This window comes from Acinetobacter sp. YH01008 (assembly GCF_013420435.1).
GTDB lineage: Bacteria > Pseudomonadota > Gammaproteobacteria > Pseudomonadales > Moraxellaceae > Acinetobacter > Acinetobacter pseudolwoffii.
In genome coordinates, this window is record NZ_VOYD01000018.1 from 1 (window position 1) to 25,915 (window position 25,915).

General features: G+C 43.6%; 29 protein-coding genes and 1 rRNA gene. 13 read left to right on the top strand and 17 right to left on the bottom strand.

From position 1 onward, the window contains the following. Positions 1 to 4: 4 nt before the first annotated feature. Together rrf and FTT75_RS10720 are read left to right on the top strand one after the other, a co-directional pair. Positions 5 to 119 (top strand): 5S ribosomal RNA (gene rrf / locus FTT75_RS10715). Between the two features lie 172 nt (positions 120 to 291). After that, a complete protein-coding gene (locus FTT75_RS10720; protein ID WP_005168665.1) occupies positions 292 to 1,911 on the top strand; it encodes a Na/Pi cotransporter family protein in 1,620 nt (539 codons plus the stop codon). Here the strand turns inward: FTT75_RS10720 and FTT75_RS10725 are convergent. From FTT75_RS10725 to FTT75_RS10740, 4 genes are all read right to left on the bottom strand, one after another. After that, positions 1,877 to 3,256 (bottom strand): dihydrolipoyl dehydrogenase, encoded by a 1,380-nt coding sequence (locus tag FTT75_RS10725; protein ID WP_180186402.1) that lies wholly within the window; start codon positions 3,254 to 3,256, stop codon positions 1,877 to 1,879. The genes FTT75_RS10720 and FTT75_RS10725 overlap by 35 nt on opposite strands. A gap of 85 nt (positions 3,257 to 3,341) precedes the next feature. After that, positions 3,342 to 4,547 (bottom strand): hypothetical protein, encoded by a 1,206-nt coding sequence (locus FTT75_RS10730; protein WP_180186403.1) that lies wholly within the window; start codon positions 4,545 to 4,547, stop codon positions 3,342 to 3,344. Between the two features lie 200 nt (positions 4,548 to 4,747). Beyond that, entirely contained in the window at positions 4,748 to 5,170 is a 423-nt protein-coding gene (locus FTT75_RS10735; RefSeq protein ID WP_180186404.1) for a beta-lactamase hydrolase domain-containing protein, read from the bottom strand. Next, positions 5,163 to 5,498: a TIGR01244 family sulfur transferase gene (locus FTT75_RS10740; protein WP_004281596.1), complete on the bottom strand. Its 336-nt coding sequence runs from the start codon at positions 5,496 to 5,498 to the stop codon at positions 5,163 to 5,165. The genes FTT75_RS10735 and FTT75_RS10740 overlap by 8 nt, the downstream gene beginning before the upstream one ends. Positions 5,499 to 5,623: 125 nt before the next feature. Between FTT75_RS10740 and FTT75_RS10745 the strand changes: the two genes are divergently transcribed. The 3 genes from FTT75_RS10745 to FTT75_RS10755 are packed head-to-tail and all read left to right on the top strand — an operon-like array spanning position 5,624 to position 7,398. After that, positions 5,624 to 6,520, top strand: coding sequence for an alpha/beta hydrolase (locus FTT75_RS10745; RefSeq protein WP_005168660.1), 897 nt, complete (start codon positions 5,624 to 5,626; stop codon positions 6,518 to 6,520). After that, complete coding sequence (gene trxC, locus FTT75_RS10750) at positions 6,521 to 6,952, top strand: thioredoxin TrxC (RefSeq protein WP_005098120.1); 432 nt, start codon at positions 6,521 to 6,523, stop codon at positions 6,950 to 6,952. Between the two features lie 5 nt (positions 6,953 to 6,957). Beyond that, positions 6,958 to 7,398, top strand: a complete 441-nt coding sequence (locus tag FTT75_RS10755; RefSeq protein WP_218944670.1) for an acyl-CoA thioesterase — start codon at positions 6,958 to 6,960, stop codon at positions 7,396 to 7,398. Between the two features lie 61 nt (positions 7,399 to 7,459). Here the strand turns inward: FTT75_RS10755 and FTT75_RS10760 are convergent, their stop codons facing one another. Both FTT75_RS10760 and FTT75_RS10765 read right to left on the bottom strand, forming a co-directional pair. Further along, positions 7,460 to 7,963, bottom strand: coding sequence for a DUF4442 domain-containing protein (locus tag FTT75_RS10760; protein ID WP_159138799.1), 504 nt, complete (start codon positions 7,961 to 7,963; stop codon positions 7,460 to 7,462). A gap of 28 nt (positions 7,964 to 7,991) precedes the next feature. Next, positions 7,992 to 8,480, bottom strand: a complete 489-nt coding sequence (locus FTT75_RS10765; protein WP_005098115.1) for a YajQ family cyclic di-GMP-binding protein — start codon at positions 8,478 to 8,480, stop codon at positions 7,992 to 7,994. Between the two features lie 91 nt (positions 8,481 to 8,571). On the opposite strand from FTT75_RS10765, the gene FTT75_RS10770 reads away from it, so the two are divergent. Beyond that, positions 8,572 to 8,886 (top strand): rhodanese-like domain-containing protein, encoded by a 315-nt coding sequence (locus tag FTT75_RS10770; RefSeq protein WP_005098114.1) that lies wholly within the window; start codon positions 8,572 to 8,574, stop codon positions 8,884 to 8,886. Positions 8,887 to 9,059: 173 nt separating this feature from the next. Here FTT75_RS10770 and mnmC read toward each other — a convergent pair whose 3' ends face one another. Genes mnmC through FTT75_RS10790 form a run of 4 tightly spaced genes read right to left on the bottom strand, consistent with a single transcriptional unit; the run spans position 9,060 to position 12,452 of the window. Then, on the bottom strand, positions 9,060 to 10,958 hold the full coding sequence (mnmC, locus tag FTT75_RS10775; RefSeq protein ID WP_180186405.1) for an FAD-dependent 5-carboxymethylaminomethyl-2-thiouridine(34) oxidoreductase MnmC: 1,899 nt from the start codon (positions 10,956 to 10,958) through the stop codon (positions 9,060 to 9,062). A 39-nt stretch (positions 10,959 to 10,997) separates the two neighbouring features. Next, positions 10,998 to 11,504: a hypothetical protein gene (locus FTT75_RS10780; RefSeq protein ID WP_100329844.1), complete on the bottom strand. Its 507-nt coding sequence runs from the start codon at positions 11,502 to 11,504 to the stop codon at positions 10,998 to 11,000. A gap of 5 nt (positions 11,505 to 11,509) precedes the next feature. Further along, positions 11,510 to 11,812, bottom strand: a complete 303-nt coding sequence (locus FTT75_RS10785; RefSeq protein ID WP_005098111.1) for a YciI family protein — start codon at positions 11,810 to 11,812, stop codon at positions 11,510 to 11,512. Between the two features lie 28 nt (positions 11,813 to 11,840). Further along, positions 11,841 to 12,452: a septation protein IspZ gene (locus FTT75_RS10790; RefSeq protein ID WP_005168649.1), complete on the bottom strand. Its 612-nt coding sequence runs from the start codon at positions 12,450 to 12,452 to the stop codon at positions 11,841 to 11,843. Between the two features lie 44 nt (positions 12,453 to 12,496). Here FTT75_RS10790 and FTT75_RS10795 point away from each other — a divergent pair, with 44 nt between their 5' ends. Then, on the top strand, positions 12,497 to 13,351 hold the full coding sequence (locus tag FTT75_RS10795; protein WP_180075585.1) for a PHP domain-containing protein: 855 nt from the start codon (positions 12,497 to 12,499) through the stop codon (positions 13,349 to 13,351). Between the two features lie 74 nt (positions 13,352 to 13,425). On the opposite strand, the gene FTT75_RS10800 is transcribed toward FTT75_RS10795, so the two are convergent. Further along, positions 13,426 to 14,337, bottom strand: a complete 912-nt coding sequence (locus tag FTT75_RS10800; RefSeq protein WP_005168648.1) for a bestrophin family protein — start codon at positions 14,335 to 14,337, stop codon at positions 13,426 to 13,428. 64 nt (positions 14,338 to 14,401) lie between these two features. Continuing rightward, positions 14,402 to 15,103, bottom strand: a complete 702-nt coding sequence (gene radC, locus FTT75_RS10805; protein WP_100357998.1) for a DNA repair protein RadC — start codon at positions 15,101 to 15,103, stop codon at positions 14,402 to 14,404. Between the two features lie 113 nt (positions 15,104 to 15,216). Between radC and coaBC the strand changes: the two genes are divergently transcribed. Continuing rightward, positions 15,217 to 16,491, top strand: a complete 1,275-nt coding sequence (gene coaBC / locus FTT75_RS10810; RefSeq protein WP_005098105.1) for a bifunctional phosphopantothenoylcysteine decarboxylase/phosphopantothenate--cysteine ligase CoaBC — start codon at positions 15,217 to 15,219, stop codon at positions 16,489 to 16,491. 231 nt (positions 16,492 to 16,722) lie between these two features. Next, a complete protein-coding gene (locus FTT75_RS10815; RefSeq protein ID WP_180075584.1) occupies positions 16,723 to 17,235 on the top strand; it encodes a hypothetical protein in 513 nt (170 codons plus the stop codon). Between the two features lie 72 nt (positions 17,236 to 17,307). On the opposite strand, the gene dusA is transcribed toward FTT75_RS10815, so the two are convergent. Then, positions 17,308 to 18,333: a tRNA dihydrouridine(20/20a) synthase DusA gene (dusA, locus tag FTT75_RS10820; protein ID WP_005098100.1), complete on the bottom strand. Its 1,026-nt coding sequence runs from the start codon at positions 18,331 to 18,333 to the stop codon at positions 17,308 to 17,310. 273 nt (positions 18,334 to 18,606) lie between these two features. Here dusA and FTT75_RS10825 point away from each other — a divergent pair, with 273 nt between their 5' ends. Continuing rightward, positions 18,607 to 19,251 (top strand): hypothetical protein, encoded by a 645-nt coding sequence (locus FTT75_RS10825; RefSeq protein ID WP_179999656.1) that lies wholly within the window; start codon positions 18,607 to 18,609, stop codon positions 19,249 to 19,251. A gap of 14 nt (positions 19,252 to 19,265) precedes the next feature. On the opposite strand, the gene FTT75_RS10830 is transcribed toward FTT75_RS10825, so the two are convergent. Together FTT75_RS10830 and FTT75_RS10835 are read right to left on the bottom strand one after the other, a co-directional pair. Continuing rightward, positions 19,266 to 20,453 carry an MFS transporter gene (locus tag FTT75_RS10830; protein WP_005168640.1) on the bottom strand — a complete coding sequence of 396 codons (1,188 nt, stop codon included), beginning with the start codon at positions 20,451 to 20,453 and terminating at the stop codon, positions 19,266 to 19,268. Between the two features lie 759 nt (positions 20,454 to 21,212). Further along, the gene (locus FTT75_RS10835) at positions 21,213 to 21,356 is read right to left on the bottom strand and encodes a hypothetical protein (RefSeq protein ID WP_228127723.1); all 144 of its coding nucleotides are present in this window, start codon (positions 21,354 to 21,356) and stop codon (positions 21,213 to 21,215) included. Positions 21,357 to 21,425: 69 nt separating this feature from the next. Between FTT75_RS10835 and FTT75_RS10840 the strand changes: the two genes are divergently transcribed. Genes FTT75_RS10840 through FTT75_RS10850 form a run of 3 tightly spaced genes read left to right on the top strand, consistent with a single transcriptional unit; the run spans position 21,426 to position 24,337 of the window. Further along, a complete protein-coding gene (locus tag FTT75_RS10840; RefSeq protein WP_180186406.1) occupies positions 21,426 to 22,553 on the top strand; it encodes a Re/Si-specific NAD(P)(+) transhydrogenase subunit alpha in 1,128 nt (375 codons plus the stop codon). A gap of 11 nt (positions 22,554 to 22,564) precedes the next feature. Beyond that, a complete protein-coding gene (locus FTT75_RS10845) occupies positions 22,565 to 22,888 on the top strand; it encodes a proton-translocating transhydrogenase family protein (RefSeq protein ID WP_004281642.1) in 324 nt (107 codons plus the stop codon). A gap of 3 nt (positions 22,889 to 22,891) precedes the next feature. Next, positions 22,892 to 24,337, top strand: coding sequence for an NAD(P)(+) transhydrogenase (Re/Si-specific) subunit beta (locus FTT75_RS10850; RefSeq protein WP_180186407.1), 1,446 nt, complete (start codon positions 22,892 to 22,894; stop codon positions 24,335 to 24,337). 260 nt (positions 24,338 to 24,597) lie between these two features. Here the strand turns inward: FTT75_RS10850 and rsfS are convergent, their stop codons facing one another. Beyond that, a complete protein-coding gene (gene rsfS / locus FTT75_RS10855) occupies positions 24,598 to 25,005 on the bottom strand; it encodes a ribosome silencing factor (protein ID WP_004645144.1) in 408 nt (135 codons plus the stop codon). 81 nt (positions 25,006 to 25,086) lie between these two features. Next, on the bottom strand, positions 25,087 to 25,875 hold the full coding sequence (locus FTT75_RS10860) for a hydroxypyruvate isomerase family protein (protein ID WP_180186408.1): 789 nt from the start codon (positions 25,873 to 25,875) through the stop codon (positions 25,087 to 25,089). Between the last annotated feature and the right edge of the window lie 40 nt (positions 25,876 to 25,915).

Below are 25,915 nucleotides of genomic sequence, written 5' to 3' on the forward strand. Positions count from 1 at the left end.
TTGTGCTGGCGACAATAGCAAGAGTGAACCACCTGATCCCTTCCCGAACTCAGAAGTGAAACCTCTTTGCGCTGATGGTAGTGTGGGGTTACCCATGTGAGAGTAAGTCATCGCCAGCTCATTATTCGAAACACCCCCTGCATGAGCAGGGGGTGTTTTTTTGTGTGTGGGAGTTTATAGCAAAATTAAATATAGTAAAAATAATATTCTGAATTTACTCAAGGTTATTTGCTGTTTTTAAATCAGCCTGATTATGTTTTAATCATTAAAATTTAAAGTCTAGGAATCTGCGTGTTTGAGGTATTTACACAGCTCTGTGGTGGAATCGGTTTATTTTTGCTTGGTATGACTTTAATGACCGAGAGCCTTAAAGATATTGCAGGTGAAACATTAAGACAATGGTTAGGTCGGTTTACTGGTTCTCCTTTTAAAGCAATGACTTCAGGTATTGCCTTGACCTTGATTGTGCAATCCTCCACAGCCACGACTCTAGCAACCATTGGCTTTGTCAGTGCAGGCGTACTCTCTTTTTCGCAAGCCATTGGTGTAATTATTGGCGCCAATATCGGTACAACCAGTACTGGCTGGATTGTGGCTTTTTTAGGTTTAAAGTTTTCTATTGGACAAGTGGCTTTGCCTCTTATTGCCATAGGCGCTTTACTTAAAATATTAGCACATGGACGTACAGCGCTTACCGGCTTGGCGCTTGCGGGATTCGGCCTGATTTTCTTTGGAATTGATTTGCTTCAAGTAGCAATGTCAGGTGTCGCAGAACATCTCGATCTTTCAATTTTCTCGACCGAAAGTTTTGCTGCCAAACTGTTATTGGTGCTTTTCGGTTTGGTCATGACTGTGATTTTGCAGTCCTCTAGTGCCGCCATTACAGCGACACTTGCTGCATTAGCAAGTCAGGCGATTCAGCTCGATCAAGCGCTTGTGCTCGTCATTGGTCAGAATATTGGAACCGTTGCAACTGCAGTACTGGCAGCCATCGGTGCAAATGCCAATGCAAAACGAACTGCTGCTGTGCATGTCTGTTTTAATGTCGTGAGTGCAATTTTTGCATTTTGTATTTTGGTTCCCTTGTTTTTATGGCTGTATCAACCACAGTATTTTTTATCTGGTTGGGATCATGTGGTCATTGTGGCAGCTTTTCATACAGCCTTCAGTGTATTTGGTGCCTTATTTTTTATGCCATTGATTCGCCCCTTTGAACAGCTGTTGGTGAAATATATTCCGGCACATGAAGATTCATTATTACAGGCCTTGGATGAAGCCAGTTTGGCAGTGCCTGCGGTCGCAATTAATACGGCAGAACAAGTGATCTTTAAAACCATATTGACCCAATATTCCTGGATTCTAAAAGCCATCAAGTCAGCAGAATTGGTTTCGGCCAATGAATTAAAACAGCAAGACGAATTAATTTACAAATTACAGGATTATTTAGAAAAAATTGTTGTGCCTGAAAATAGCACTGATCAAAGTCGGCTGTTTAGCTTATTAAGGATGATGGTTTATCTGAAAGTGTTGCGTAGTGATTTGGAAAATCTAAAGCATGTTGTGAGTATTCGTACCCAACCCGCGATTCATCAACTTGCCTTGGATTTTATCCAGATTCTGGAAAATGCTGGAAATAGCATGCTAGATACTCGCTCATCTGAAGATTTGAGCCAACTGTATATTGAAATGGGACATCTAAAACAGTGGAGTAAACAGCATCGTAGCGAATTACGTGAAAAAACTAATATTTATGCCTCAACGTATCAGCTGAATGCAGCCAAAACTTTTGAGTTATTGGCTGCTCAGCGTTGGTTAGATCGCTTAGTTGCGCACAGTTACCGTTTGATTAATGTACTCAATGAGCGTCAGCAAACACTTACAATGCATCAAATTGACGACGAGCATGTTTAAGAGCAGATCTGAGACCTTCTTCCAGTGTTGGGTGATAAAAAGGTTTTGCCAGGATTTGATGAATATCCTGATCGGCATCAATGGTCCAGGCCAGAAGATGGCCAAGATGTTCAGCTTGTGAACAGAAGAGTTCTGCGCCTAATAATTTGCCTGATTTTTTATCAATATAAACTTCAATACCACCTTTATTTTCAGCAAGAACCAGTGCACGTCCTTGATTTTCATAGGAGGCAAATCCTCGAATAAACTCAATATTTTGCTGTTCTAACTGTTTAAAACTTTGCCCGATAATCGCCATTTCCGGGTGAGAGAATACGATTGCCAGTGGGGTGAGTGCGGGAATCGGTTTAATCTCGGGATAATTTAAACAGTTATGAACCACTTCTTTACCAGCATGAGCAGCTTCGTGCTGAATGGGGGCATCAGGTGCGGCATCACCCACTATAAATATCGGCATATCTGCGAGTTGTTTGGTTTTTTTATTGATAGGCAATTTTTTGATATCAGCAAAATTAGGATCTAACTGATTTAAACCCAAGCGATCCAGATTAGTCTGACGGCCTGTAGCACCCAAAATATATTCAACTTGAATAGTTTGAGCTTGATCATTTTCAGTAAAATTAATCTGGATATGATCAGCTTGTTTTTTAACTTGATCTGGCAAGATTTTGAACTTGATATTGAGTTCTTTACTCAATTGCTCCTGTGCCAGCTTTTGTAAGACTGGACTGGTTAAGGCACCTACTTTTTGGCTACGAGCGAACAGGGTAGTGTCTACGCCCAGTCGTTGCATGGCTTGTGCCAGTTCAATGGCAATCACACCGCTTCCGATCACTGCTAAAGACTTGGGTAATTGAGAAAGTTCAAATATCTCATCAGAAGTTAGATATTTATCTCCTAATTCTTCCTTGAATGTTTTATCGATATTAGGTCGTGAACCAACCGCAATAATGAAGCTTTTAGCCTGATAAGCTTGTCCATTGACTTCAACTGTATGGGCATCAATAAACGTTGCATGACCAGAAATTTTATGTGAAGCCTCCCATCGATCAACGCCTTTTAGGGTTGCGCGAATGAAACGTTCTCTTAAGCTATGTAGACGTTGCATCACACCTGAAGTATCTACTACAGCATCATGTTGTAAAGCGAGGTCTTTCGCGGATTGAATGTCATGCATGCGATTTGCAGATGAAATCAGAAGTTTGCTTGGCATACAGCCGACACGTGCACAGGTTGTATCCCATGGGCCGTCATTAATAATTAAAATATTTTGGGTGTATTTGATGGCTTCGTTATAAGCACTGATCCCTGCAGTGCCTGCGCCAATAATGATGAGGTCGTACATATCTAGACTTTTTCAAAATTTGTATTCTTAATTCCAATATACAAAAAAACCCTCTATAAAAGAGGGCTTTTATTAAATCTTTACATTAATATTTTACATTTTTTGGAGAAGTAATATTGGTTGTTACACCACCTGTAGTATTGGTTGATGTTCCTTGATATTGAACTTCGTTAATAAGATGATTAAACGTCAATACTGAATTAAGTGTTGATGCTTTAAAGTTCAAAATATTTGGACCTTGTAAATAAATACTCCCAACAAATTCTTTCGCATTCAGTGTAGGTGCTTCATGCTCAACACGTGTACCCGCAATTGAAACACTTGGTAAGTTAAGTGTTTCAATATTATTTAAGATTTTGTATGTACTAGGTTTATCACCATGTGTAGATTCAATTTTGAAATTTACAGGCTCAGCATACGCGACATTGGTATTGTCATTAATCAGTGTATTAAAGCCCGAACCTGCTTCCGTCACATAGTATTCACTTTGATCAGCAGTTTTAGGGACTTTATAAATACTTAAGGCACCCATTGTGGTCACTTGATCTTCCCAAACAATTTCAGGCTCGCCTTCTTCATTCGTCACTTCAGTTGGAATTCTTTTTGTTACATCAATTTTGAAATCACTTGTTTCTTGGTTAATGAGAATAAAGCGTTTTTGAAGACCTTGTGTTTGTTTAAATGGATATGAAAATGCACCAGCAATCGTAATATCTTGTAAGTTTTTTAGAGGATTTTCATTTTCAAACACAAATAAATAGGTTTCACCATAGTAGCTATTTAAATCTGGTAGAATATCATCTGACTTTAGACGAATATTGGTCAAATCATCATAGGCAACGCCTGCTGCATTGATTCCTTTATCAATTTCAAAGTCCCACCCATCGTATTTACTGCCAAGTAAATTTCTAATTTCATTTCCTTTGAATACATAGCATGCGCGGAAATCAGTTGTGCTGTTTGCAAAACATTTCTCTAAACGATGCGTATTTTTAAAGGCAGTAATATTCACATTGCGAATATCTTGTGAAATTTTTAATACACTTTCAGCATAGGTATCTAAGGCGTGATCAATATAGCCCTTTTTTTCAGAATTAGCTTGACCAAATAAAGAAGCTGCTTCCACTTTTAAAGCATTAAAAACTTTTTGTTGATCTGCTGTTGACGGCGTTTCTGATGGATCAATAGTATTTTCTCCATTTGTAGAGGTATTATCATAATAACCACCGCCCCCACATGCAGCTAAAAAACCTGCTAAAGTGATAACAAGCACACTTTTATTAAACTTCATGTTTTACCCCAAAATAATTATATAAAGAATATAGTTTTACTATTTGAAGATTATCATATAAAAAAAATGGCGCAAAGAGCGCCATTCTCATTTGCTCAGAACCTTATAGAGTAGTTCCCACGCTTACACCCACAGTCGGCTTCAAATTCATTGAACTACAGCCAACAAAGGTCAAACTTAAACATAACACCACTAAGATTTTATTCATGAATCAATCCTTGAGATTTCGCCTGATTGAACAAAGCGGCTGAACGTGTACCGCTACGGCAGACCATCAAAATCGGCTTTGGCAGCTCATTATAAGATCGAGCAAACTCCTCAATATTGGCCTGAGAAATTTGACCACTCATGATGGGTTGATAAATAACACTGACTTGAGACTTTTCAGCAATTGAACGTAGCTGTCCAACCTTGACCTGATTGCCTTGTTCCTGGTCCGGGCGATTGACAATCACAGATTTAAAACCCTGTTGCATCAATTGCTGAAACTTGTTGGTGGTCATTTGCCCTGTAACACTCACCGTAGAGGTCAGTGCACGGCTAAGCTCTTGTGCAGCAAAAACAGGTGTAATACAGCTAAAACAGGTTACCAATACCACACCTTTCCAAAACAACTTAGTCATCCAGCAGGTCCATCTGTTTTGCCAGCTGATATAAATTATTCGAGCGGTTTCCAGTACGACAGAACATCAAGATCGGTTTTGGCAACTCATTATAATGATTGGCAAAAGTGCGTACATCAAGCTCAGTAATCTGACCGGCTACTACTGGCTGGAATACATAATCCAGACCGGCATTACGTGCAGCTTCCTCGATTTGTGCACTGGTTGGCTGCTCGGAACCACCTTCCATGTCCGGACGGTTGTTGATAATCGATTTAAAACCTTTCTCAACCACTTGAGTTACGTGTTCTGGACCAATTTGACCAGCAAAACCTACATTTTCGCTCATGACGCCACTCCATCATTTCATTTATATCGATATGCTTTATGATAGCATTAAGCGGAAAACATGCTGAAGCTGTTGTGAAATTTTTATAAATGATGATCACCATAAGATAACGCAATGGAGCGCGTATGCAGGCTTATACAGTTGAGCCACTGTATGTAAAAAGCGGTCAGGATGTGATTGCTGCAGATTTTTATCGGCCTAAAAATATAGAAAAACCGGCCGTGATCTTGATGGCCCATGGTCTGGCGGCCTTACGTCAATTTAAACTGGTGCACTATGCCCAGCATTTTGCCAGTGCCGGCTATGCGGTGGTGTTATTCGATTATCGCTATTGGGGCGGCAGTACCGGGCGACCGCGTGAGCTGGTCTCGATTTCTGCCCAGCTGGATGACTGGCGAACCATGATCAAGCATATTCAGGCACGTAAGTCGATTGACAGTCAACGGATCGTGCTCTGGGGAACTGCCTTAAGCGGAGGGCATGTACTCACCCTGGCAGCAGAACTGAAAAATATTCAGGCCGCAATGGTACAGGTGCCTTTTGTCGATGGGGCTGAAAGTGCCAGGCTTTATCCTTTGCAGCAACTCCCCAAGGCACTTAAGGTTTCTAGTCAGGACTATATGGGAAGCAAGGTCGGTATGCAGCCCAAAACCTTGCCGGTGGTCGATCCTTACGAGCTGTGTTTTATGCCGACACAGGACAGCTACGAGGGTTATCTGTCGATTGTGAATCCGGATTATTATTGGAGTGGTCAAATTCCTGCGCGGGTCTTTTTTAATTTAATGCGTTATCGCCCGATTCAGCAAGTTAGAAAAATCACCATTCCTGTGCTGTTTATTGCAGCAAAACTGGATAGTTTAATTCCGATTGAATCCAGTCGCGAAACCGTGACCAATCTTGCACCGTTTGTACAATATCAGGAGTGGAATATCCGGCATTTTGATATTTATCATGGTGAATGGTTTGAAAAAGCCGTTTCAACCCAATTAGAATTCCTACATCAACATATTGGAGTACGCTAGATGATTATTGTATGCCCAGAATGTCAGGCCAAAAATCGTGTTCCTGAAGATAAACTCACCGCCAACCCTGCCTGTGGTCAATGTCATCAGGCCCTGATTCCATTGGCCCCAATTGAATTAAATGAGCAGAATTTCAGCCAGTTTGTCACCCATAGTGACTTGCCCATTTTGATTGATCTCTGGGCAGAATGGTGTGGCCCCTGTAAAATGATGGCACCGCATTTTGCGACTGTCGCGCAGCAATATCCAAACGTGGTTTTTGCAAAAATTGATACCGAAGCGAATCCGCGCTTAAGTTCAGCATTTAATGTTCGCAGTATTCCGACGCTGGTGTTGATGAATAAAAGCAACGAAATTGCTAGAATAAGCGGTGCATTACGATCAAGCGAACTACAAAAATGGCTTGATCAGCAGTTAAATACCCAACCCTAATTCAAATGCCTGGAGTGAATGTGTCAGATTCTCAAGTAAAACCAGAGGGGATTCTTTCCCTACAAACGATCGCAATGCCTGCAGATACCAACTGGAGCGGTGATGTGTTTGGTGGCTGGATCGTTTCACAAATGGACTTGGCAGGCGCGATTCACGCAGAACGATTTTCAAAGGGACGTTGTGCCACGATTTCGATTAACCAGATGACCTTTCTGGTTCCAGTGAAAGTCGGGGATGTCATTAGCTGTTATACCCAGATTTTAAAAGTTGGCAAGACCTCTATTCAGATGGAAATTGAAGTCTGGGACAGTCATGATGATTCACGTGCGCCGATTCGTGTCACAGAAGGGGTATTTACCTTTGTCGCAGTCGATGTAAAAGGCAATAAGCGTCTGATTCCAGAGGAAGCCAAACAGAAGTTTTTAGAGTCTCAAGCAGCCCAATGATTGAATGAGATATAAAAAAATCCCAGAGATGATCTCTGGGATTTTTCTTGCTTAGAAAGAATTATGATTGCTTGAGCTGATCTTTGGCAATCCAGGCCCAGAGCATTTCACATTGAATCGGCGTTTCTCCGGATTCATCCGTGACCGTGACCTGAACCAATGTTTCGCCTTTATCGGAGCTTTGCATGAGTGCTTGTTGCTCCGGCGTCAAGGTAGCGACTGCAGTCATGGCGCCTTTGGTCGGACGTTTAAAATCAATCTTCAAACTTTTGATTAATACAATCGCGGTATCCGGCACATTCATTGCTGTCACAAAGCCGGTCGCAGTTTCTGCCACTAAGGCCATGGCGCAGGCATGTACCTGACCAATATGGTTTTGCATGACTTTATGGTTGGCGATTGTGACCACCACTTTTTCCCCACTGAGTTCTACATAGCGAATTTTGGCAGAACCTACCATGGGAATAATCCGGCCAAAGGTTTTACTCAATAAAGTACTACGAATAGCTTGAGGTAGTCTGGAAGTAGCTTTTACCAGTTTGGTCAGTCGATTGCGATGCGTCATAATTCCTTCTTTAAGACACTGTACGGTCTTAATCTTTAAAGTTATTGAACTGTAAAGGCAAACCAAATTGCTGTTCTTTTAAGAAGGTCATCACTTGTTGCAAAGTGTCGCGCTTCTTGTCCGTTACACGAATCTTGTCACCCTGAATAGAAGATTGCGCTTTAATGCCGCTTTCTTTAATGGCTTTATTGATTTTTTTTGCGGTATCAGAGTCAAGACCGTCTTTGAGTTTGATTACCTGAATCACGTTTTTACCAGAAGCCGTCATTTTCTGTGGATCAAGGGCCTGAATATCGACTTTGCGTTTAAAGAAATGACTTTCGAGCATGCTATACACTTGTTCACACTGGAAATCACTTTCAGTCGAAATCTTGATTTCCTTGTTTTTTTCATTCAGTTCAATAGAAACGTCCTGACCGCGGAAGTCAAAGCGGGTCGCAATTTCTTTTTGTGTGTTTTGAACTGCATGATTTACTTCAAAAATTTCTAATTCAGAAACAATATCGAAAGAAGGCATGGTTTAGACCTTTACAAATGGAAAGAATATCTGAGATGCTAGGGATGTTTTCTTCATTTGCCAAGTGTTGTTTACATCAAAGGAGTGCGCAATGATCCGTAAACAAGAAATTACAACATTTGAGTTCCCAGAAAATGCAATTATCTGGGATGTACGCGATACAAGTGCTTTTGCTGAAGCACACGTGAAAGGGGCGGTAAATCAGCCCATTAACGATCTTTCAGCAGAGAGCCTAACTCAGGTGTCAGCGGATCAACCCATTTACATCTTGTGTGGTGGGGGTAGTAAAGCTCCACGTGCTGCTGAAAAACTAGAGGGTTTTGACAGTTCACGTGAATATGTCATTCTGATGGGGGGTACTCGTGCCGCCCGTGATGCAGGCTTACCGCTTGAACAGGGTGCATAAGCATTCTGTTAAAAAAAAGCGCCGCAAGGCGCTTTTTTATTGGCTGAAATTTAATCCCTCCCAACCTCCCTTTTCTAAAGGGAGGAGCTACAGGCATTCTATTTATTCATAAAAGTATAAAAAAGTCCCCCTTTAAAAAAGGGGGACTTAGAGGGATTCATGCAAAAGGGTAATTAAATTTGTGGCTTAAAATAAGGCTTCTTGGTTTTTACTTTCTTTTGAAAGCGGCTCACGCTGAGTTTTTTAACCAGACTTGCTGGAACAGGACAGGCTTCACCCAGAATCTGGGCGACCAGAATTTCACTACAAAGGGGTGCAAATAAAAAACCTTTGGAGCCTAGACCGGCAAAACTATAAATTTCCTGTTCAGGCTGCATTTTACCGAGTAAAGGAAAGTAATCCTGACTTTGGGCACGTAGCGCTGCACGGCCATGCCAGGTGTCCATCGGTGCTAATGACTCGGCATAATCTGGAAAGACGCTCTGGAGCAGCTCATGATTATGTGCATGATCTTCTGGGAGCACCTCTGTATCCTCCCGGCCGGGATGGAAAGATGCACCGAGAATTAAATGTGTATCATCCAGTTGCATACAATAACCACCGTAGTTATAAGCAGTGTCTTTGCTTAAAGGCTGAGTGCTATTGTTTAGCCAGCTCACTTGTCCACGAATTGGCTTGAGTGCCGGATAATGCTCAAAGAATTGTGCTGTCTCGCGCGCGCTACAAACCAGCGCATGATCAAACTGACCCAAACAATTTTCATTTTCAAAAAGTTCGGGTTGAGATAGCTGCTCAATTTTGGTGATTTTTGCTTGGATATATTTAATATTCGGATGCTGTAAAATTTCATCACGCAATTGATGCGGAGAAATAGTTCCTGCTGCTAAAAGTTTTAAACTTGAATATTCAGTATGCAGTTTCTGCTCATCCGCCGTTTGCACTGAAAAAATATGTGCTGGATATTCATCTGCCAGACTTAAAAGAGTCTCGGGATGTTTGAGTGCCAATTGACTGACCTGAATCGGTCGAAAGGCTTTGAATTTTGCATAATGAGTCAGGGCATGTTGCCAAGCCAAGGTCATTAAATGTTCTGCACTCTGCTCAATCGGGCAGAGTTTTGGGTTCAGTAGCGCAAGCGGATTACCAGAGCCACCAGCAAGTGGCGCTGATTGATCGTAAATCGTGACTTGGTGGCCACGCTGTGCAAAGGCCCAGGCAGTACTTAAACCTGCGATTCCGGCGCCAATAACCGCAATCTGGCGTACGTTAAATTCAAGCTCAGGATTTAATGCTGTTTTTTTTTGAGTAATATCCTGATCTGCACCCGAATTGGCTGGTTCAGATAGCTTCCAGATGGCTTTGAGCATTTCACGTTTATGTCCAAAACCTCTTGGACGTGAAATAGAAATCCCATGATTCTTTAGGCCACGTTTCAGGACACCTGCGACACTAAAAGAAGCGAAAGTGGTGCCGATCTCGGATAAACGCACAATATTATTTAAAACATTTTCTTCCCACATGTCTGGATTACAAGACGGCGCAAAACCATCCAGAAACCATGCATTCACAGGTGCGGTTTTTTCCATGATGGGAAATACATCATGGGCATCTCCAAGCCACAAGTCGATTGAGAAACGTTGTTCAGGGAAGCTTAAACGGTGGCAGCCTGCAATTGGCATCGGATATTGGGAAATCAGTTGATCTGCCAATGGCTTGAGTTCAGGCCAGACATTTAAAGCGCGAATCAGATCGGGTTTAGAGAGCGGAAATTTCTCCACTGAAATCGCATGCAAATGACTGTGATTGTCCGGACGGGTCTGCTGCCAGAGCTGCCATAACGCCAGAATATTCAGTCCTGTGCCAAAGCCGGTTTCGCCCACACAAAAATATTCAAACGGTTTTAAGTCAGTCAGGCGGGTCGGCAGGTCATTGCCATTTAAAAAAACATGGCGGGTTTCCAGCAAACCATTGTCTTTAGAAAAATAAACATCGCCAAACTGTTTAGAGACAGGCACTTCAATGCCATCCACCAATTGCCAATCGAGATCGGCGGTTTGAATTGCATGCGACAAAACGACTACAACCTTAAATAAGTCCGAAAGGGGAATAGATTACCATTGACGGCGACGTTTGGTATAAACGTAACTGGCAATCAGAAAGCCCAGCAAAACGCCCACGGCCAACGTGGCAGCACCATACAGGAACATCTGCGCACTGCGTTCGCTTTGTAAAACCTGTACTTGCACGCCAAGATTGTCATTTCTGAGCTGTAGTTCCTGATTTTGTGCTAACGCTTCCAGATTGGCTTTTTCCAGCTGTTGCAGACGTGTCGCCTGATCTTTCACCAAGGCTTTTACTTTGGCATCTTGCTGAGCTTTATTTCTGGCGAGTTCTTCAGCAGTCAGTGGCTTATTTCCAGTTGCCGGAAGGGCTTGAGATGCTGTTGCAGCCACAGGGATGATTGCAGGTTTTGGCGTAGCAGTGGGGGGTGCGACTGCAGCTTGTACAGCGGCGGCGGCGACACTGTTCGGTGTTGTCTGAACTGTGGCAACTTCTACTGCCCATACAGAATGAAAGGTACAACAGAGGCCAATAACACTGGCAAGAACAACACGCATAAACCTTATCCTTGAGGGAATGCTTTGTTAAACGGTTTCACATCAATCTGTGCATATACACCTTCTTTCAGGAAGGGTTCATCCTCTAGCCAGGTATCCAGGTCTTCACGGCTGTCAAAATCGACAATGATGGTACTGCCATAAAAGCCGGCTTGTGGATTACTCGGATCTTTCGGCATCGCGCCTGCAACAATCAGACGGCCTTCATCATTCAGCTTTTGCAAGCGGGCAAGATGTTGTGGACGAATGGCAAGACGTTTCTCCACTGTACCTTCCTGATCGGTACAGCTAACGACAAATAATGGCATGATGATTCTCAATCGTTTGTAGTTGGATTTATTCAGCAGTCTTAAAGTATTTACGCAATACAATAAACTGGATAATGATAAAGGAAAACATCACGATCATGTCACCGAATGCCGTGAATTCGCCCCAATATTTTCCATCCAGCCACAAGTAGGCAAAGAAGGTATGTAAAAATGACATCAGTGCAAACATGGCGACCCAGGCATAGTTCAGTTTGATCCAGCCTTTTTCACTTAAGTTGAAAACCGGGCCAAACAGACGCTGAATCAGTGGCTTTTTATCTTTACTAAACCAAGGCGACAGCAGGAATACGCCCGCAAAGACCAGATTCAGCAATACCGCCTTTAAACGGATATAGAAATCGTCGCTCAGCATCAGAGTGATCCCACCAAAAATCACGGTCATAAACAGTACAATCCATTGCTGCTTATCCAGGCGGAATTTTTGCATGACAAATAACGCACCATAGACCACCAGCATAGCAATAATCAGACCAGTGGTTGCCACAAGAATATTATTATTGTCGACACCCCCCGCAGAACCGATCAATTGCAAAAGTTGATGGTCAGTGTCTTTTGGATCTACAGTCTTATATAAATAAAAGAAAATAATGAGTGGCACAAAGTCTAAAAGTGCTTTCATGTTAGAGTATCTAAATCTGATTAAATAAATGTCATAGTATAGAGATGCACGGCGTAGATTTACATACACATAGCAATATTTCTGATGGAACTTTAACTCCACAGCAATTGGTCGAGGCTGCCGTAGAGAAATCGGTGCATACTTTGGCATTGACAGATCACGACACTATGGATGGCCTGGAACTGGCACAAGAAGCCGCTAAAAATCATGAGATTAAGATCATTTCTGGGGTGGAAATCTCCAGCCAGTGGTCACGTCCAGCCACCAAGAAAAATTATGGCGTGCATATTGTTGCATTGGATATGCAAAATCCTGAGCCTTTACAAAAAGCCCTCAATCAGCAGAAGAAAATCAGGGCGGAACGCTCGAAACAGATCTGTGACTTACTGATTCCTTTAATTGGTCAGGATATTTATGCCGATGTACTGGTCAAAGTCGATAATATCCCTGATCGGGTAACACGGACGCATATTGCCAAAACCTTAGTAGAAAAGGGCATTGTGACTCGCCCGCAACAGGCTTTTGATAAGTACATCAAGGAAGGTAAGAAAGCCTATGTCAAATTTGATGGCTTGAGTCTTGAAGACACGGTTCAGGTGATTCATGAAAGTGGCGGTTTTGCAGTGCTGGCACATCCGACCAAATATGACCTATCTGCAACCAACATTCGTTACCTGATCGAGATCTTTGCCAAGTTTGGTGGCGACGCCGTTGAACTGCCGCCAGCGGTAGATCCAAGTTCTACTCGCCAGATGGTCGATCGGATGATTGCGGAGCATCGTCTGAAAGTTTCGATTGGCAGTGACTTTCATGGCGACCATATGCCATGGATCAGACTCGGGAATGTGCCGAGCCTAAAACCGGGACAAGTCGGGATTTGGGAGAGTTTTGTTGATTGAGTGCTTTACTCGAACTTTGTTCTTGCAAAGCAGAAGTGCCCTTTGCTGATAGAAAAGGGCAAGAGAAGAATAAATTACAGTAGGTTATGATCTTTGGCCTGAATCGGTGGTGGGGTTGGTTTGCCCAGCGTGCCTAAGAGTTCAATTTCAATGGTACGCACCATTGAGTCCAGTGGCAAATCATTACTTTGCGTGCCAAAAGGTTCTTCAATTTCTGAGCTTAAGGCATCTAGTCCTAAAAAGGTATAAGCCAAAATTCCGACCAGCAAAGGCGTAAATAAACCCAATGTTGAACCCAGGCTAAAAGGCAAAATAAAACAGAAAAAATAGACGGTACGATTCAGCAAGACCGAATAGGCAAAAGGCAAAGGCGTTGTCGCAATCCGGTCGCAACCAGTCTGGACAATACTTAGTTCTGCCACGTGATTATTCATCTGCATATAGATGATGTCTGAGATTTCACCTTCTTTGAGTGCCTGCATTAACTCCCATTGAATCAGGCTTAAGGTATATTGCGGCGCGTTGGCCTGTTGATAGAGCTGGGTCACCGCTTGCTGGCTCATGCCGCTGGTTTCAACCAGTTCGGTCGGATTGGCTGTCTGATGGCGTAGCCGGTCACGGAGAACATTGGCAAAGACAATCACGTGCTGAATCACACGTTCACGGCGACCTTGAGACAGCATCCGGCAATCCCGGTCAAAATGTCGTGAATTGGCAATTAGAATACCCCAGAGTTTGCGGGCTTCCCACCAGCGGTCATAACAGGCCGAATTCTTAAATCCGAGAAAGATCGACAGTACCACTCCAATCAGGGTAAAGCCGACCAGGGGTAATTCTGGAAAATGAAAAGAGCCAATATGTGACAAGCCACCGATAATGGCCGAGATCAACATCACTACGCCTAAAGGTGGCAAAACTTTCGGCAAAATTGTACCTCGCCAGGAAAACAGCAATTTAAAAAGACTTGGCTGGTCACGTACAATCATTTATTGGAATCATCACAGTTTTTTCATGATCTTCTTGACTTGTGCCAGCTTTGTCAAGTGCTAATCACCTGTGTATTTCGGGTTGAATGAGTTGCTGCTCGGCAAAAGAAAAACTGCCCTCTAGGGCAATGATACAGTGGTCGATTAAATAAATATCGACCAGTTGACAGGCTTGCTGAATCTGACGAGTCAGATGCAGATCTGCTGGAGATGGATAGGCCCGGCCGAGTGGGTGATTATGCGCAATTACAATCGAGGTTGCCTGCTGGGTAATTGCATAGCGCAGTAATTGATTAATCGAAATATCACATGCATTCACCGAGCCATAAAACAGTTTTTTAAAGCTGATTTTTCTTAAACTGGCATCCAGACACAGCACTGCAAACACTTCCTGAGTTTCACCGAGCAGTTCAAAACGTAAATAATCCCGTAACCGTTTGGAATTATTGAGCTCCAGTGCATCCTGTTTCAGATGTTCGGAAATATAACGCCGTCCTAATTCCTTGACCGCCATGAGCTGGGTATATTTGCTAATGCCCATGCCATGAAAGCGACTGACGTCCTCTAAGGGTGCATCCAGTAAGGCAGTGAGATGACCGAAATGCTGAATCAAGAGTCGGGCAAGTTCGACTGCGGAATGTTGCTGTGAGCCGGAACGCAGGAAAATTGCCAGTAGTTCGGCATCGGATAAACTTTCTGCACCATATTGAATTAAGCGTTCGCGCGGGCGTTCTTGTTCAGGCCAGTTTTTAATAGAAAATTGCATAGTTATTAGACTTATTTATTATGAATTATGAGTTTTCCCTGAAGCAGATCTCTTGGGAATGCCCTTATTTAATGCTATTGTGAGCCCCACTGCAACAGAAAGGTAGCCTGTTTGTGAGCTTCGACGTAAGTGTAATTCCTCATAAAAATATCATTTTAGCTGTGACTGGCGGCATTGCTGCCTATAAAAGTGCGATTCTGGTTCGTCGTCTGAAAGATGCCGGATTTAATGTGCGGGTGGTGATGACCCAAGGAGCACAGGCTTTTATTACACCTTTAACGTTTCAAGCCTTATCAGGCAATCCGGTCCATACGGCATTACTGGATCCTGAAGCGGAAGCAGGTATGGGGCATATCGAGCTGGCACGTTGGGCGGATCTGTTACTGGTTGCACCTGCAAGTTGTGACACCTTGGCAAAGTTTGCAGCAGGTCTGGCAGATGATTTGCTCAGTACTTTATATCTGGCGACCAAAGCACCGGTCTGGGTAGCGCCTGCCATGAACCAGCAAATGTGGGCAGCTAAGCCAACACAACGCAACTTGGCCACTTTAATTGAAGATGGTGTGCATGTGATCATGCCGGATGCCGGATCTCAAGCCTGTGGCGATGTGGGTTTAGGCCGTATGCCTGAGCCGGAAGATCTGGCACGACAAGTCACAGAATATTTCCATCAAGCACAGCGTGCGATCGCAGAAAAATTTGGTCAGCTTGCGGGTAAACGTGTCACCATCACCGCCGGTCCAACCCGTGAAGCGATTGATCCGGTACGTTATATTTCCAATCACAGTACCGGTAAAATGGGCTTTGCTCTGGCAGCTGCCTGTTATGCCGCTGGGGCAGATGTGACCCTGATTGCAGGGCCAGTGACTCTGGATACACCAAATGGTGTCAAACGCAAAAATGTCAGTTCTGCCGTAAAAATGCTCAATGAAAGCATGCAGATGCTGGAAGATGGCTGTGATATTTTTATTGCAACTGCTGCGGTGGCGGATTACCGCGTGGCCGAAGTTGCAGAACACAAAATTAAAAAATCTGGCGATGAGCTGAATGTGGCGCTTGTGAAAAATCCGGATATTGTGGCGACTATTGCCCAGCAAGAGAAACGTCCATTTATGGTCGGTTTTGCGGCGGAAACCCGCAATATTGAAGAATATGCCGCGGGCAAACTGGTCGCGAAAAAACTGGATATGATTGCCTGCAATGATGTCTCACGTGCCGATATCGGTTTTGCGTCGGATGAAAATGCCATGACCGTATTCTTTGCCGAACAGTATCAGATGGATAAACGTGATCTGGAAAAAGCCTCCAAGCAGGAAATTGCCCAGCAACTGATCGAAGCAATTCATGATGCCTTGCATCGTGATCCATCCAGTGATGACGATTTTTAAAAGAATCTTCACAAAAAAAAAGCCCTGTTAGACTCAGGGCTTTTTTATGAGTAAATTTTTATCATTTATTCAAAAAGCTGTAGAAATCTTAAATAATTTAGTCATGATTCATGCACTGCTTATTTCTTGTTTTTTCAAAAAAGCATAAAATAGGTCACAGAATAAGCAAGCATAACAATACTGCATATATCAGCTATAAGCAGGAACAGGAAAGAAAAAGAAGGAGGCGCTATGAGAACAATCATTGTGTTATGGATGATCGCCTGTCTGGCTGGATGCAGTTACTTTGTCTCGATGGATGAATTGGCCAGAAATATTCAAGCGCAGATGCAACAGGAATTTAATTCCAATCAGGATTATCAACGCTATCGTTTTACTGTGCAGAAGGTCAAAATTGTCCAGCGGCAGGGTAATCAATTTAAAGCGATTTCTCATCTGAATTATCAGGGGGAGGCATATCCGGTCAATGTCAAAATTTTTAAGGTCGATGGAGGCTATAGGTGGGCGATCGAAGAGGATGCCTTTGCTTTTATTGATGAAATTGAAATAGAGCAATACCGGCAGCAACTGGATCGGGAGTTACAGCAGCTGGCTGCAGCCTTAGATGACCTGGAACCTGTAGATGAGTCAAAAGAGCATGAGCGCGGTTCTCTGGTCACACCCATTGCCGAGCCAGAATTTCAAGGTGTTTCTTATCAGGAAGAACCGGTTCCGGTCGGTAATATCACCGCATATACTCAATAACGTCTTCGCTCATCTCTATAAAAAAGCACCGATGATCGGTGCTTTTTTATATCGATTAAACTTTTAAATTCTTTAGGATTCAACTTGCTGATGTTCACGCACATAGTCTTCAGTACGTTGCATTGCTTCTTGAATATTAAACAGCGCAGTTTCCACATCTTTCAAGGTTTTGGCATTGCCACCGCTTAGTGCCTGACGCCATTTACGTGCACCCGGCAAGTTCTGGAACAGTCCTAAAATATGACGGCTAATAATTGACAATGGTGCACCTTCTGCCATGCGCTGGGCAATATAAGGCAGCATTTGTTGCATGATCTCGAAACGATCAGGTGCATCCAGATTCCACAATTGGCCCAGTTCAGCCAATAAGTACGGATTATGATAGGCTTCGCGACCAATCATCACGCCATCGACATGTTTGAGATGTTCCAGCGTTTCGGCATAGGTCTTGATCCCGCCATTGATTTCAATCAGCAGATCAGGACGATCCTGCTTCAGGCGATAAACATCTTCATAACGCAGGGGCGGCACATCGCGGTTTTCTTTAGGCGATAGACCTTTTAATAAGGCAATGCGCGCGTGTACGATAAAATTATTGCAGCCGGTTTTAGCCACGGTATCGACAAAATGCAGCATTTCTTCATAAGACTGCATATCATCAATCCCGATCCGGTGTTTTACAGTCACTGGAATATCCACCGCATGCTGCATTTCAGCAATACATTCCGCGACTAAATCGGGTTCAGCCATGAGGCAGGCCCCAATTTTATTATTCTGTACCCGGTCACTCGGGCAACCCACATTTAAATTGACTTCGTTATAACCCCAATCCTGTGCCATCTTGGTACAGATCGCGAGATCTTTAGGATTCGAGCCACCAAGTTGTAGCACGATCGGCTGTTCTTCGGTGTTAAAGTCCAAATGCCGTTTGGCATCCCCATAAATGATGGCACCTGTGGTGACCATTTCAGTGTACATAATCACATTTGGGTTAAACAGACGGGCAAAGAAGCGATAGTCTTTGGTGGTCCAATCCATCATCGGGGCAACACTGATTCGTGGTTGAAGTTTATTTTCAATGGTGGTCAGATCAGTCATTCAAAATTATGCCTTAACGAAATGGAAGAAGAAGGGATGAATAAATCACCCAAAGATTATTTTTTTTGCCCAAGCTCGCTAGGCCAACATCGCAAAAAAAGAGGGCGTAATACTAGCATAAAATCAGCAGAACGACCCGGCGAACTTGAGTCAAGCCAGTAAGTCCAGGACATAAAACAAGAAATAAAATTAGAATTCCAAGTCATTCCAGAATGGTATATTTTGATAGTAGAAACACCAATATAAAAAATGATAGAAATAAGGAGAATAATTATGCTGTTATTGGAGGAGATTTATAAAAGCCATAAAGCACAAAATTCAGCACATTTTAACTTAAAAATTCATCGTGGCTTAGGCTGGTTTAAAAAAGCGCTAGACTTGGATCAAGATCTGGATTTTAAATTCATCAGTCTATGGATTGGTTTTCAGGCTATTTATGCAGAAGAGGATGATCGGGTTCAGGGAAAGGATAAGCTGCGTCAATTTCTAGAAATACTTTGCCAAAATGATCTGGACCAGAAGATTAATCATATTGTCTGGGAAAAGTACAGTCAGCCAATCCACTCACTCTTAGTGAACCCCTATATGGAACAAAGTTTTTGGGATTATCGTCACCAGAAAATTAGTCTGGAAAGCTGTAATGCTGAACTGGAAACACAGAAAAAAATCATACAGCATGCTTTAAATGAGCGAAATTCTGTCGAAATTTTAGTCGGGGTGTTTCGTCGTTTATATACATTACATCATCAGCTCATGCAGGGCGGAGTTACCTATCATAGTTCCCTGAATCACAAGTCACTCGAGGAAAGCTGCCGGATTCTGGCCGCTTTGCTGCCGGTCTTTATCTGTATTTTATTGGAAAATTCAGTTGCTCTAGATTTAAATAAACCTTTCTATCCAGCGGCTCAAGTCAGCTAAGTATAGTTAAGCATCTAGGCTGCTGTCCGGGCGTGATGCCATTGATCCAGTAAGGCGAATAGGGTAGCGCCTAGGGCCAGCCCGAGTCCTGCCATACAGGTCATGCTCCAGCCCCCATGATGCCAGGCATAAACCCCTAAGGCTGAACCACAGGCACCGCCAATAAAATACAGGGTCATATACAGTGAATTGACCCGTGATTTGGCATCGGGGCGCAGGCGGAAAATCACATTCTGATTACAGCTATGCGTAATCGCCAACCCCAGATTAATCAGTCCATAGCCCAGAATATAGCTCAGCAGCGATACCGCACCAAAATATAGGAACAGCCAGCTCCCAATCAGGATCGAACAGCCAATCCAGCTCAAGGTTTTGATATGGCCCCGATCGGCCCATTTACCAATGAATTGAGTCGACAATGCGCCAAAGACACCAACCAGTGTCACCAGACCGACCATGACATCAGAAAGCTGGAAAGGTTCTTGGGTCAGCAGCAGGGCAATGGTCGAGAACAGCATGCTCATGGCGGCAAAAGCACAGGCACCGGTAAGAGAGCGCAAGACCAGTCGTGGTTCATGTGTTAATAAGCTCGCCATAGATTTGAAAATCGCTGTATAGCTGATTCTTAGACGTGGCAGACTCGGTAATTTTCCTCGTAGATAAAAACTTAAAGCCAGCATGCTGATGCCACTGACGATATAGATCATTTTCCAGTGAAACAGGTCGGACAATAATCCCGCAATACTGGTCGAGAGCAGAATACCGACCAGCAAGCCGCTCATCAGGAAACCCACCACTTCTCCAGTTTTTTCCGGTTTGACTGCCATGGTGGCCAGGGGAATCAGGATCTGTGCCGCCACGGAAAACAGTCCGGCAATGATGGTGCCAACCCACAGCATCGGCAGGTTTATCGCACTGGCACAAATAAATAAACCTGCAGCTGCACCCAGCATGAGAAAGGGAATCAGCTTGGTTTTATTCAGCATATCGCCCAAAGGTACAATAAACAGCAGGCCTAATGCATAAGAGATTTGAGCAAAGGTAACGGTGAGCGCCACTTGTGATTCCGGCACCTGATAATATTGCTGAATCGATGAAATCAGTGGCTGGCAATAATAGTTGGCGCCGGCACATAAACCACAGGCAATCGCCATCAGCCATAATAAGGGCTTGTTTTGACTGATATCGAGGGGCGTGTTCATAGCAGCAACCTTATCTAAGCCGAGGAGAATTTAAAACAAGCAGCGCATTGATGCAGGAATGAAAGGCACTATAAGTGAGAACTTTAGGCTTTAAAAGTAGAAAAATATTACAATGACTCAATGAAAAGATCTTAGATCGCAAGGATTACACAGGACTTGAATTAGAAAACCAGTCAGGAATGATCAGGTTGCCAGATTTTTGATCAATAGTTGGCTTTATTACAATGCATAGGACAAAGAAAGAACGGAAAATCCCCTGAAAATGAAAAAAATTAAATAATGGCTCTCATTTTATGCGCAGATATGGTGCATAAACTTTATTTTAGTCACTTATTCGGTTTATGACATTAATATAATAAATGGTCAGCAAGATTTTTGTTCCTCTTGGTCTGATCATTTTAGAGATAAGTGACCCTTAGACCCACAGATCTCGTTGTGTCACATCCATCAATTCAACCCTAGCTCGATGGGTGCTAAATCATAACTAAATTGAATAAAAGGTATTACTTTACAGATCAGATAGCTTATCGGGAATAAGTTCTTTATTTGTCAATAAAGTCAAATTTAGAAAACTTGGAAAGCTAAAGTGCCGCTGTCCTTAGCAGAGAGACCTATTCAGAAACGGGTAGCCTAAAGAACCAAAACAGGAATTTTGGTCAGAAAGATCAATGTAACAAAAGAAATCTCAAGTAGGCGGCTTATCAGCCGAGCGCATTTTCAGGTTTTCATTCAGGTAAATGAATATCGTTTATAAAATAATCAAATATAAATATTTGGCGTATGTAAGCCACGCACCAGTACAGCAACATTTTTATGAATCATCAGTTCAATATATAGGCATTTATTAAATAAATAGTAGGTAGTAATTTCAAACAGTTTGATTAGAATCCAAAAATTCAACAAGAACACATCCTGAGGGGAAGCATCGTTTAAGCGATGTTTACTTAAGAAAAATTAGCTTGAGGAACGCTCATGCAGATCGGAATTCCAGCCGAAACTGTTGTCGGTGAAAATCGCGTCGCTGCGACGCCAGAGACAGTAAAGAAATTGATCAGCGCAGGACATAGCGTGATTATCGAACGTAGTGCAGGGCTTAAAGCTGCCTATATCGATAGTGCCTATGAACAAGTTGGTGCCAAAATTACGGATGATGCCTACACCGGCAGTCAATTGATTTTAAAAGTTCGTGCACCGAAAGGTGAGGAAATTCAAAAACTCAATCCGAACACCGCCATCGTGGCGATGTTTGATCCTTACCGTAATACTGAGCTTGACCAATTTGCGGCACAGAACGTGTCTGCATTTGCATTGGAACTTTTGCCACGGACCTTGTCTCGTGCGCAGAATATGGATGTCTTGTCTTCTCAAGCCAACCTTGCAGGATACAAATCGGTGCTTTTGGCTGCGGCTGAATACCAGCGCATGTTCCCGATGCTAATGACGGCTGCGGGGACGGTCAAACCGGCCCGTGTGGTGATCATGGGCGTCGGGGTCGCGGGTCTGCAAGCCATTGCCACTGCAAAACGCTTAGGCGCTATTGTGGAAGCCACAGACTTGCGTCCAACAGCAAAAGACCAAGTGGAATCATTGGGCGGTAAATGGCTGGATGTGCCGATGTCAGCCGAAGAGCAGCAAAAAGCGGCGGATGCGGCCAAGAATGGTTATGGCTGGATGCCGGGTGAGGAATACATCCGCGATCAGGCTGCCATTGTGGATAAAGCCGTATCAAATGCTGACATTGTGATTACCACAGCGCTTTTACCCGGCCGTGATGCACCGCGTTTAATCCGTGCTGAAACAGTTGCGAAAATGAAACCGGGTTCAGTCATTTTAGATATGGCAGTGGAATCGGGCGGTAACGTTGAAGGTTCGAAATGCGGTGAAACCGTACATACTGAAAACGGCGTCAAAATTCTCGGTATTCCCAATATTCCTTCGACTGTATCGACTGAAGCATCGGCTTTATATGCACGTAACGTGTTTAATTTTGTCGAAACGCTGTTTGATGCCGATAAGAATTTTGTCCTGAATCCAGAAGAAGAAATTCAAAAAGCCCTACTTGTCACTCATGCCGGCCAAGTGCTGCTGAAACGTGGTTAAGGAGAAGACTCATGGTTGAAACAATTACGATTTTTGTCCTTGCCATTTTCGTAGGTTACTACGTGGTGTGGGGGGTAACGCCAGCATTGCATACGCCGTTGATGGCGGTCACCAATGCCTTGTCATCGATCATTATTGTCGGTGCAATGATCCAGACTGTTGGTCTGCCGGTGATCGGCGTTGAAGGCAGCGTGGATTTCCAGACCATTAACGTGGTGAGCGTACTTGGCGCAATTGCAGTATTCCTGGCGAGCATTAACATTTTCGGTGGCTTTGCCGTGACTGCTCGTATGCTGGAAATGTTTAAACCTAAGCAAAAGAAAAAAGAGGGTTAATTCATGGAAATGATTCGAGAATATGCGGATTGGTTCTACCTGATTGGTGCCGTTCTTTTTATCCTGACGCTACGTGGTTTATCAGGTCCTAAAACTGCAATCCAAGGTAACCGTTACGGTATGATCGCCATGGCGATTGCAGTATTGACCACCTTCTTTGTTGCAGATAATCCTGTGGTGTGGATGATTGTGGGCGCAATGGTAGCAGGTGCGGTGGTGGGTATTGCCCGTGCGCGTACTGTCCCTATGACCCAAATGCCAGAAACTGTGGCGCTGATGCACTCATTGGTGGGTCTGGCTGCGGTCTTGATTGCGATTGCTGCAATTATTCATAACAACAAACTGATTGAACTCGGTCCAGACCTGTTGGCGGCCAATGGTGTCAATTTCCATGAAATGAGCCGTGTTCATTTATTTGAACTGTTCGTGGGTTGTTTTGTCGGTGCAATTACCTTTACAGCATCAGTCTTTGCTTATGGAAAACTGGCTGCGAAGAAATGGGCAAAAACCATTTCTGGCGCATGGGTAAAACCTGTTCAGGCCATCATCTTTATTGCCATGTTGGTGTTTGGTTTCATGTTCTTCTCAACAGGGAATATGACCGCATTCTGGGCAATGACAGCACTTGCACTGATCTTTGGCTGGGTCTGGATTGCACCTGTCGGCGGTGGTGATATGCCGGTGGTGGTCTCGCTACTCAACTCATTCTCTGGTTGGGCTGCAGCAGGGATTGGTTTCACGCTTGAAAACAACATGCTGATTGTGGCGGGTTCACTGGTCGGTTCTTCAGGTGCGATTCTGTCTTATATCATGTGTAAAGCCATGAACCGTTCAATCATCAACGTTCTGTTTGGTGGCGCAATGGGCGGTACAGCGGTTGCAGCAGCTGATGCAGGCGATAAAGCGCCACGTAACCACCGTTCTGGTTCAGCAGATGATGCGGGCTTCCTCATGTCAAATGCGGACAGCGTGGTGATTGTACCGGGTTATGGTATGGCGCAAGGTCGTGCACAGAATGCGGTCAAAGAACTTGCGAACATCTTAAAAGAGCAGGGCGTAACCGTACGTTTTGCAATTCATCCGGTGGCAGGTCGTATGCCAGGTCATATGAACGTATTGCTGGCTGAAGCTGACGTACCCTATGAAGATATTTTAGAGATGGATGAAATCAACTCTGACTTCCCGGCAACGGATGTGGTGCTGGTGATTGGTGCAAACGACGTTGTCAACCCGGCAGCCAAAGATGATCCAACATCGCCGATTTATGGCATGCCGATTCTGGAAGCGCATAAAGCACGTACTATTATGGTAATCAAACGTTCAATGGCGACCGGTTATGCAGGTCTGGACAATGACTTGTTCTATAACGACAAGACCATGATGATCTTCGGTGATGCCAAGAAAGTGGTGGAAGATATGACCAAAGCCATTAATGGTACGGGTCACTAATCATTTAAATCCCCCTAAGTCCCCCTTTAATAAAGGGGGATTTTTTATTTTATATTTTGGAAAAAGGATGATTGAGCGGTCATCGAACGTCTATGTTTATGATGAATTTATCCTAAAATACCCATCAAATCGGTGCATAAGACAAGATGAAAATTAAAGAAAAATAGTTAACAGATTGAGTTGTATTAATGCTTATAAAGTCCGATGAACAGGCAATAAAAAAGCGACCTATACAGGTCGCTTTTTTGAATATTCGGTTTTTACGCTACAGAGTCAGTATCTGTAGGATTGCGCCATAAGCTTTCTAGGTCATAGAATTTACGCGCTGTTGGAAGCATACAATGAACCACTACATAACCGAGGTCGATGAGGATCCATTCAGCATCACGTTCGCCTTCAATACCAAGCGGACGGAAGCCAGCTTTACGTGCTTCTTCAGCAACGTTATTGGCCAGTGATTTGATATGACGTGTCGATGTGCCGCTTGCAATGACCATAGCATCAGCCACATTACTGATACCGCTGACATCAAGCTCAACAATTTCTTTTGCTTTTACATCTTCAAGTGCAGCATGTACGACTTTTAAGCAGTCCTGTACAGCTTGAGAATTTGAATTCATAGTAAGATCGTGAGAATTAGAAGCGCTGGGCGATGGTTCTAAATTCATGGGGTGTGTAATTTCCTAACAATTATGCATGGTCTAATATAGCGGTTTTAGTGCTGAATTTCAAATGAAGCCGCAGTCCACTCAGTCATGCTCCGGAAAGAATTCGGCTTTCCAGACAAAGGAGTCATTGGAATGCTGCATCGGCTTATATTCGGCAGCGACATAAGCTTGATATTGACTATGTTTTAACCACTGAAATATATCATGATATTGAATGGACGCCGTATTGGGTTGATGTCGTCCCGGACAATCCGCAAACTGGATATGACCAATCAGGTGAATATTTTCTTTTAAACTTTCCAGTACATCTTCGCCCATCATCGCCATGTGATAGCAGTCATACTGCATTTTTAAGGCTGGATGATTGACTGCTTCCAGCATTTCCTGAGCTTGTGCAACATTTTGAATCAAAAAACGTGGCATATCGGTGCCATTGACCATTTCAAAGACCGGTTCAATTTGATGCTCAAGCAGCATTGAACAGGCCATTTTCAGATTACTTGCCAGCGTATTCAGGCAGGGCAACAGGTCACAATCCAGAGGCTGTTTGCCGGCCAGAATATTGACCCGAGGTACATTTAAGGCCGTAGCATACTGGATGGCTTGTTCAACAGCATGACGGAACTCGATTTCCCGCCCCGGGATACCTGCCAGACCATGGCCGCCCTGCATTAAATCACCGGCAGGCACATTAATCAGGCATAAATCCAGTTGATGGAGACTGAGCTGATTTTGAATCTGGCCAATCGTCAATTCATAAGGAAACTGGATTTCGACATGATTAAAGCCCTGTGCTCGCGCCAGTGCAAAGCGTTCGATGAGTGGCACTTCGGTAAAAATCATCGACAGGTTAACGGCGAGTTTAATCATGTATTTTCCTTATATATTCAGGGTATTACAAAAGTAAAAA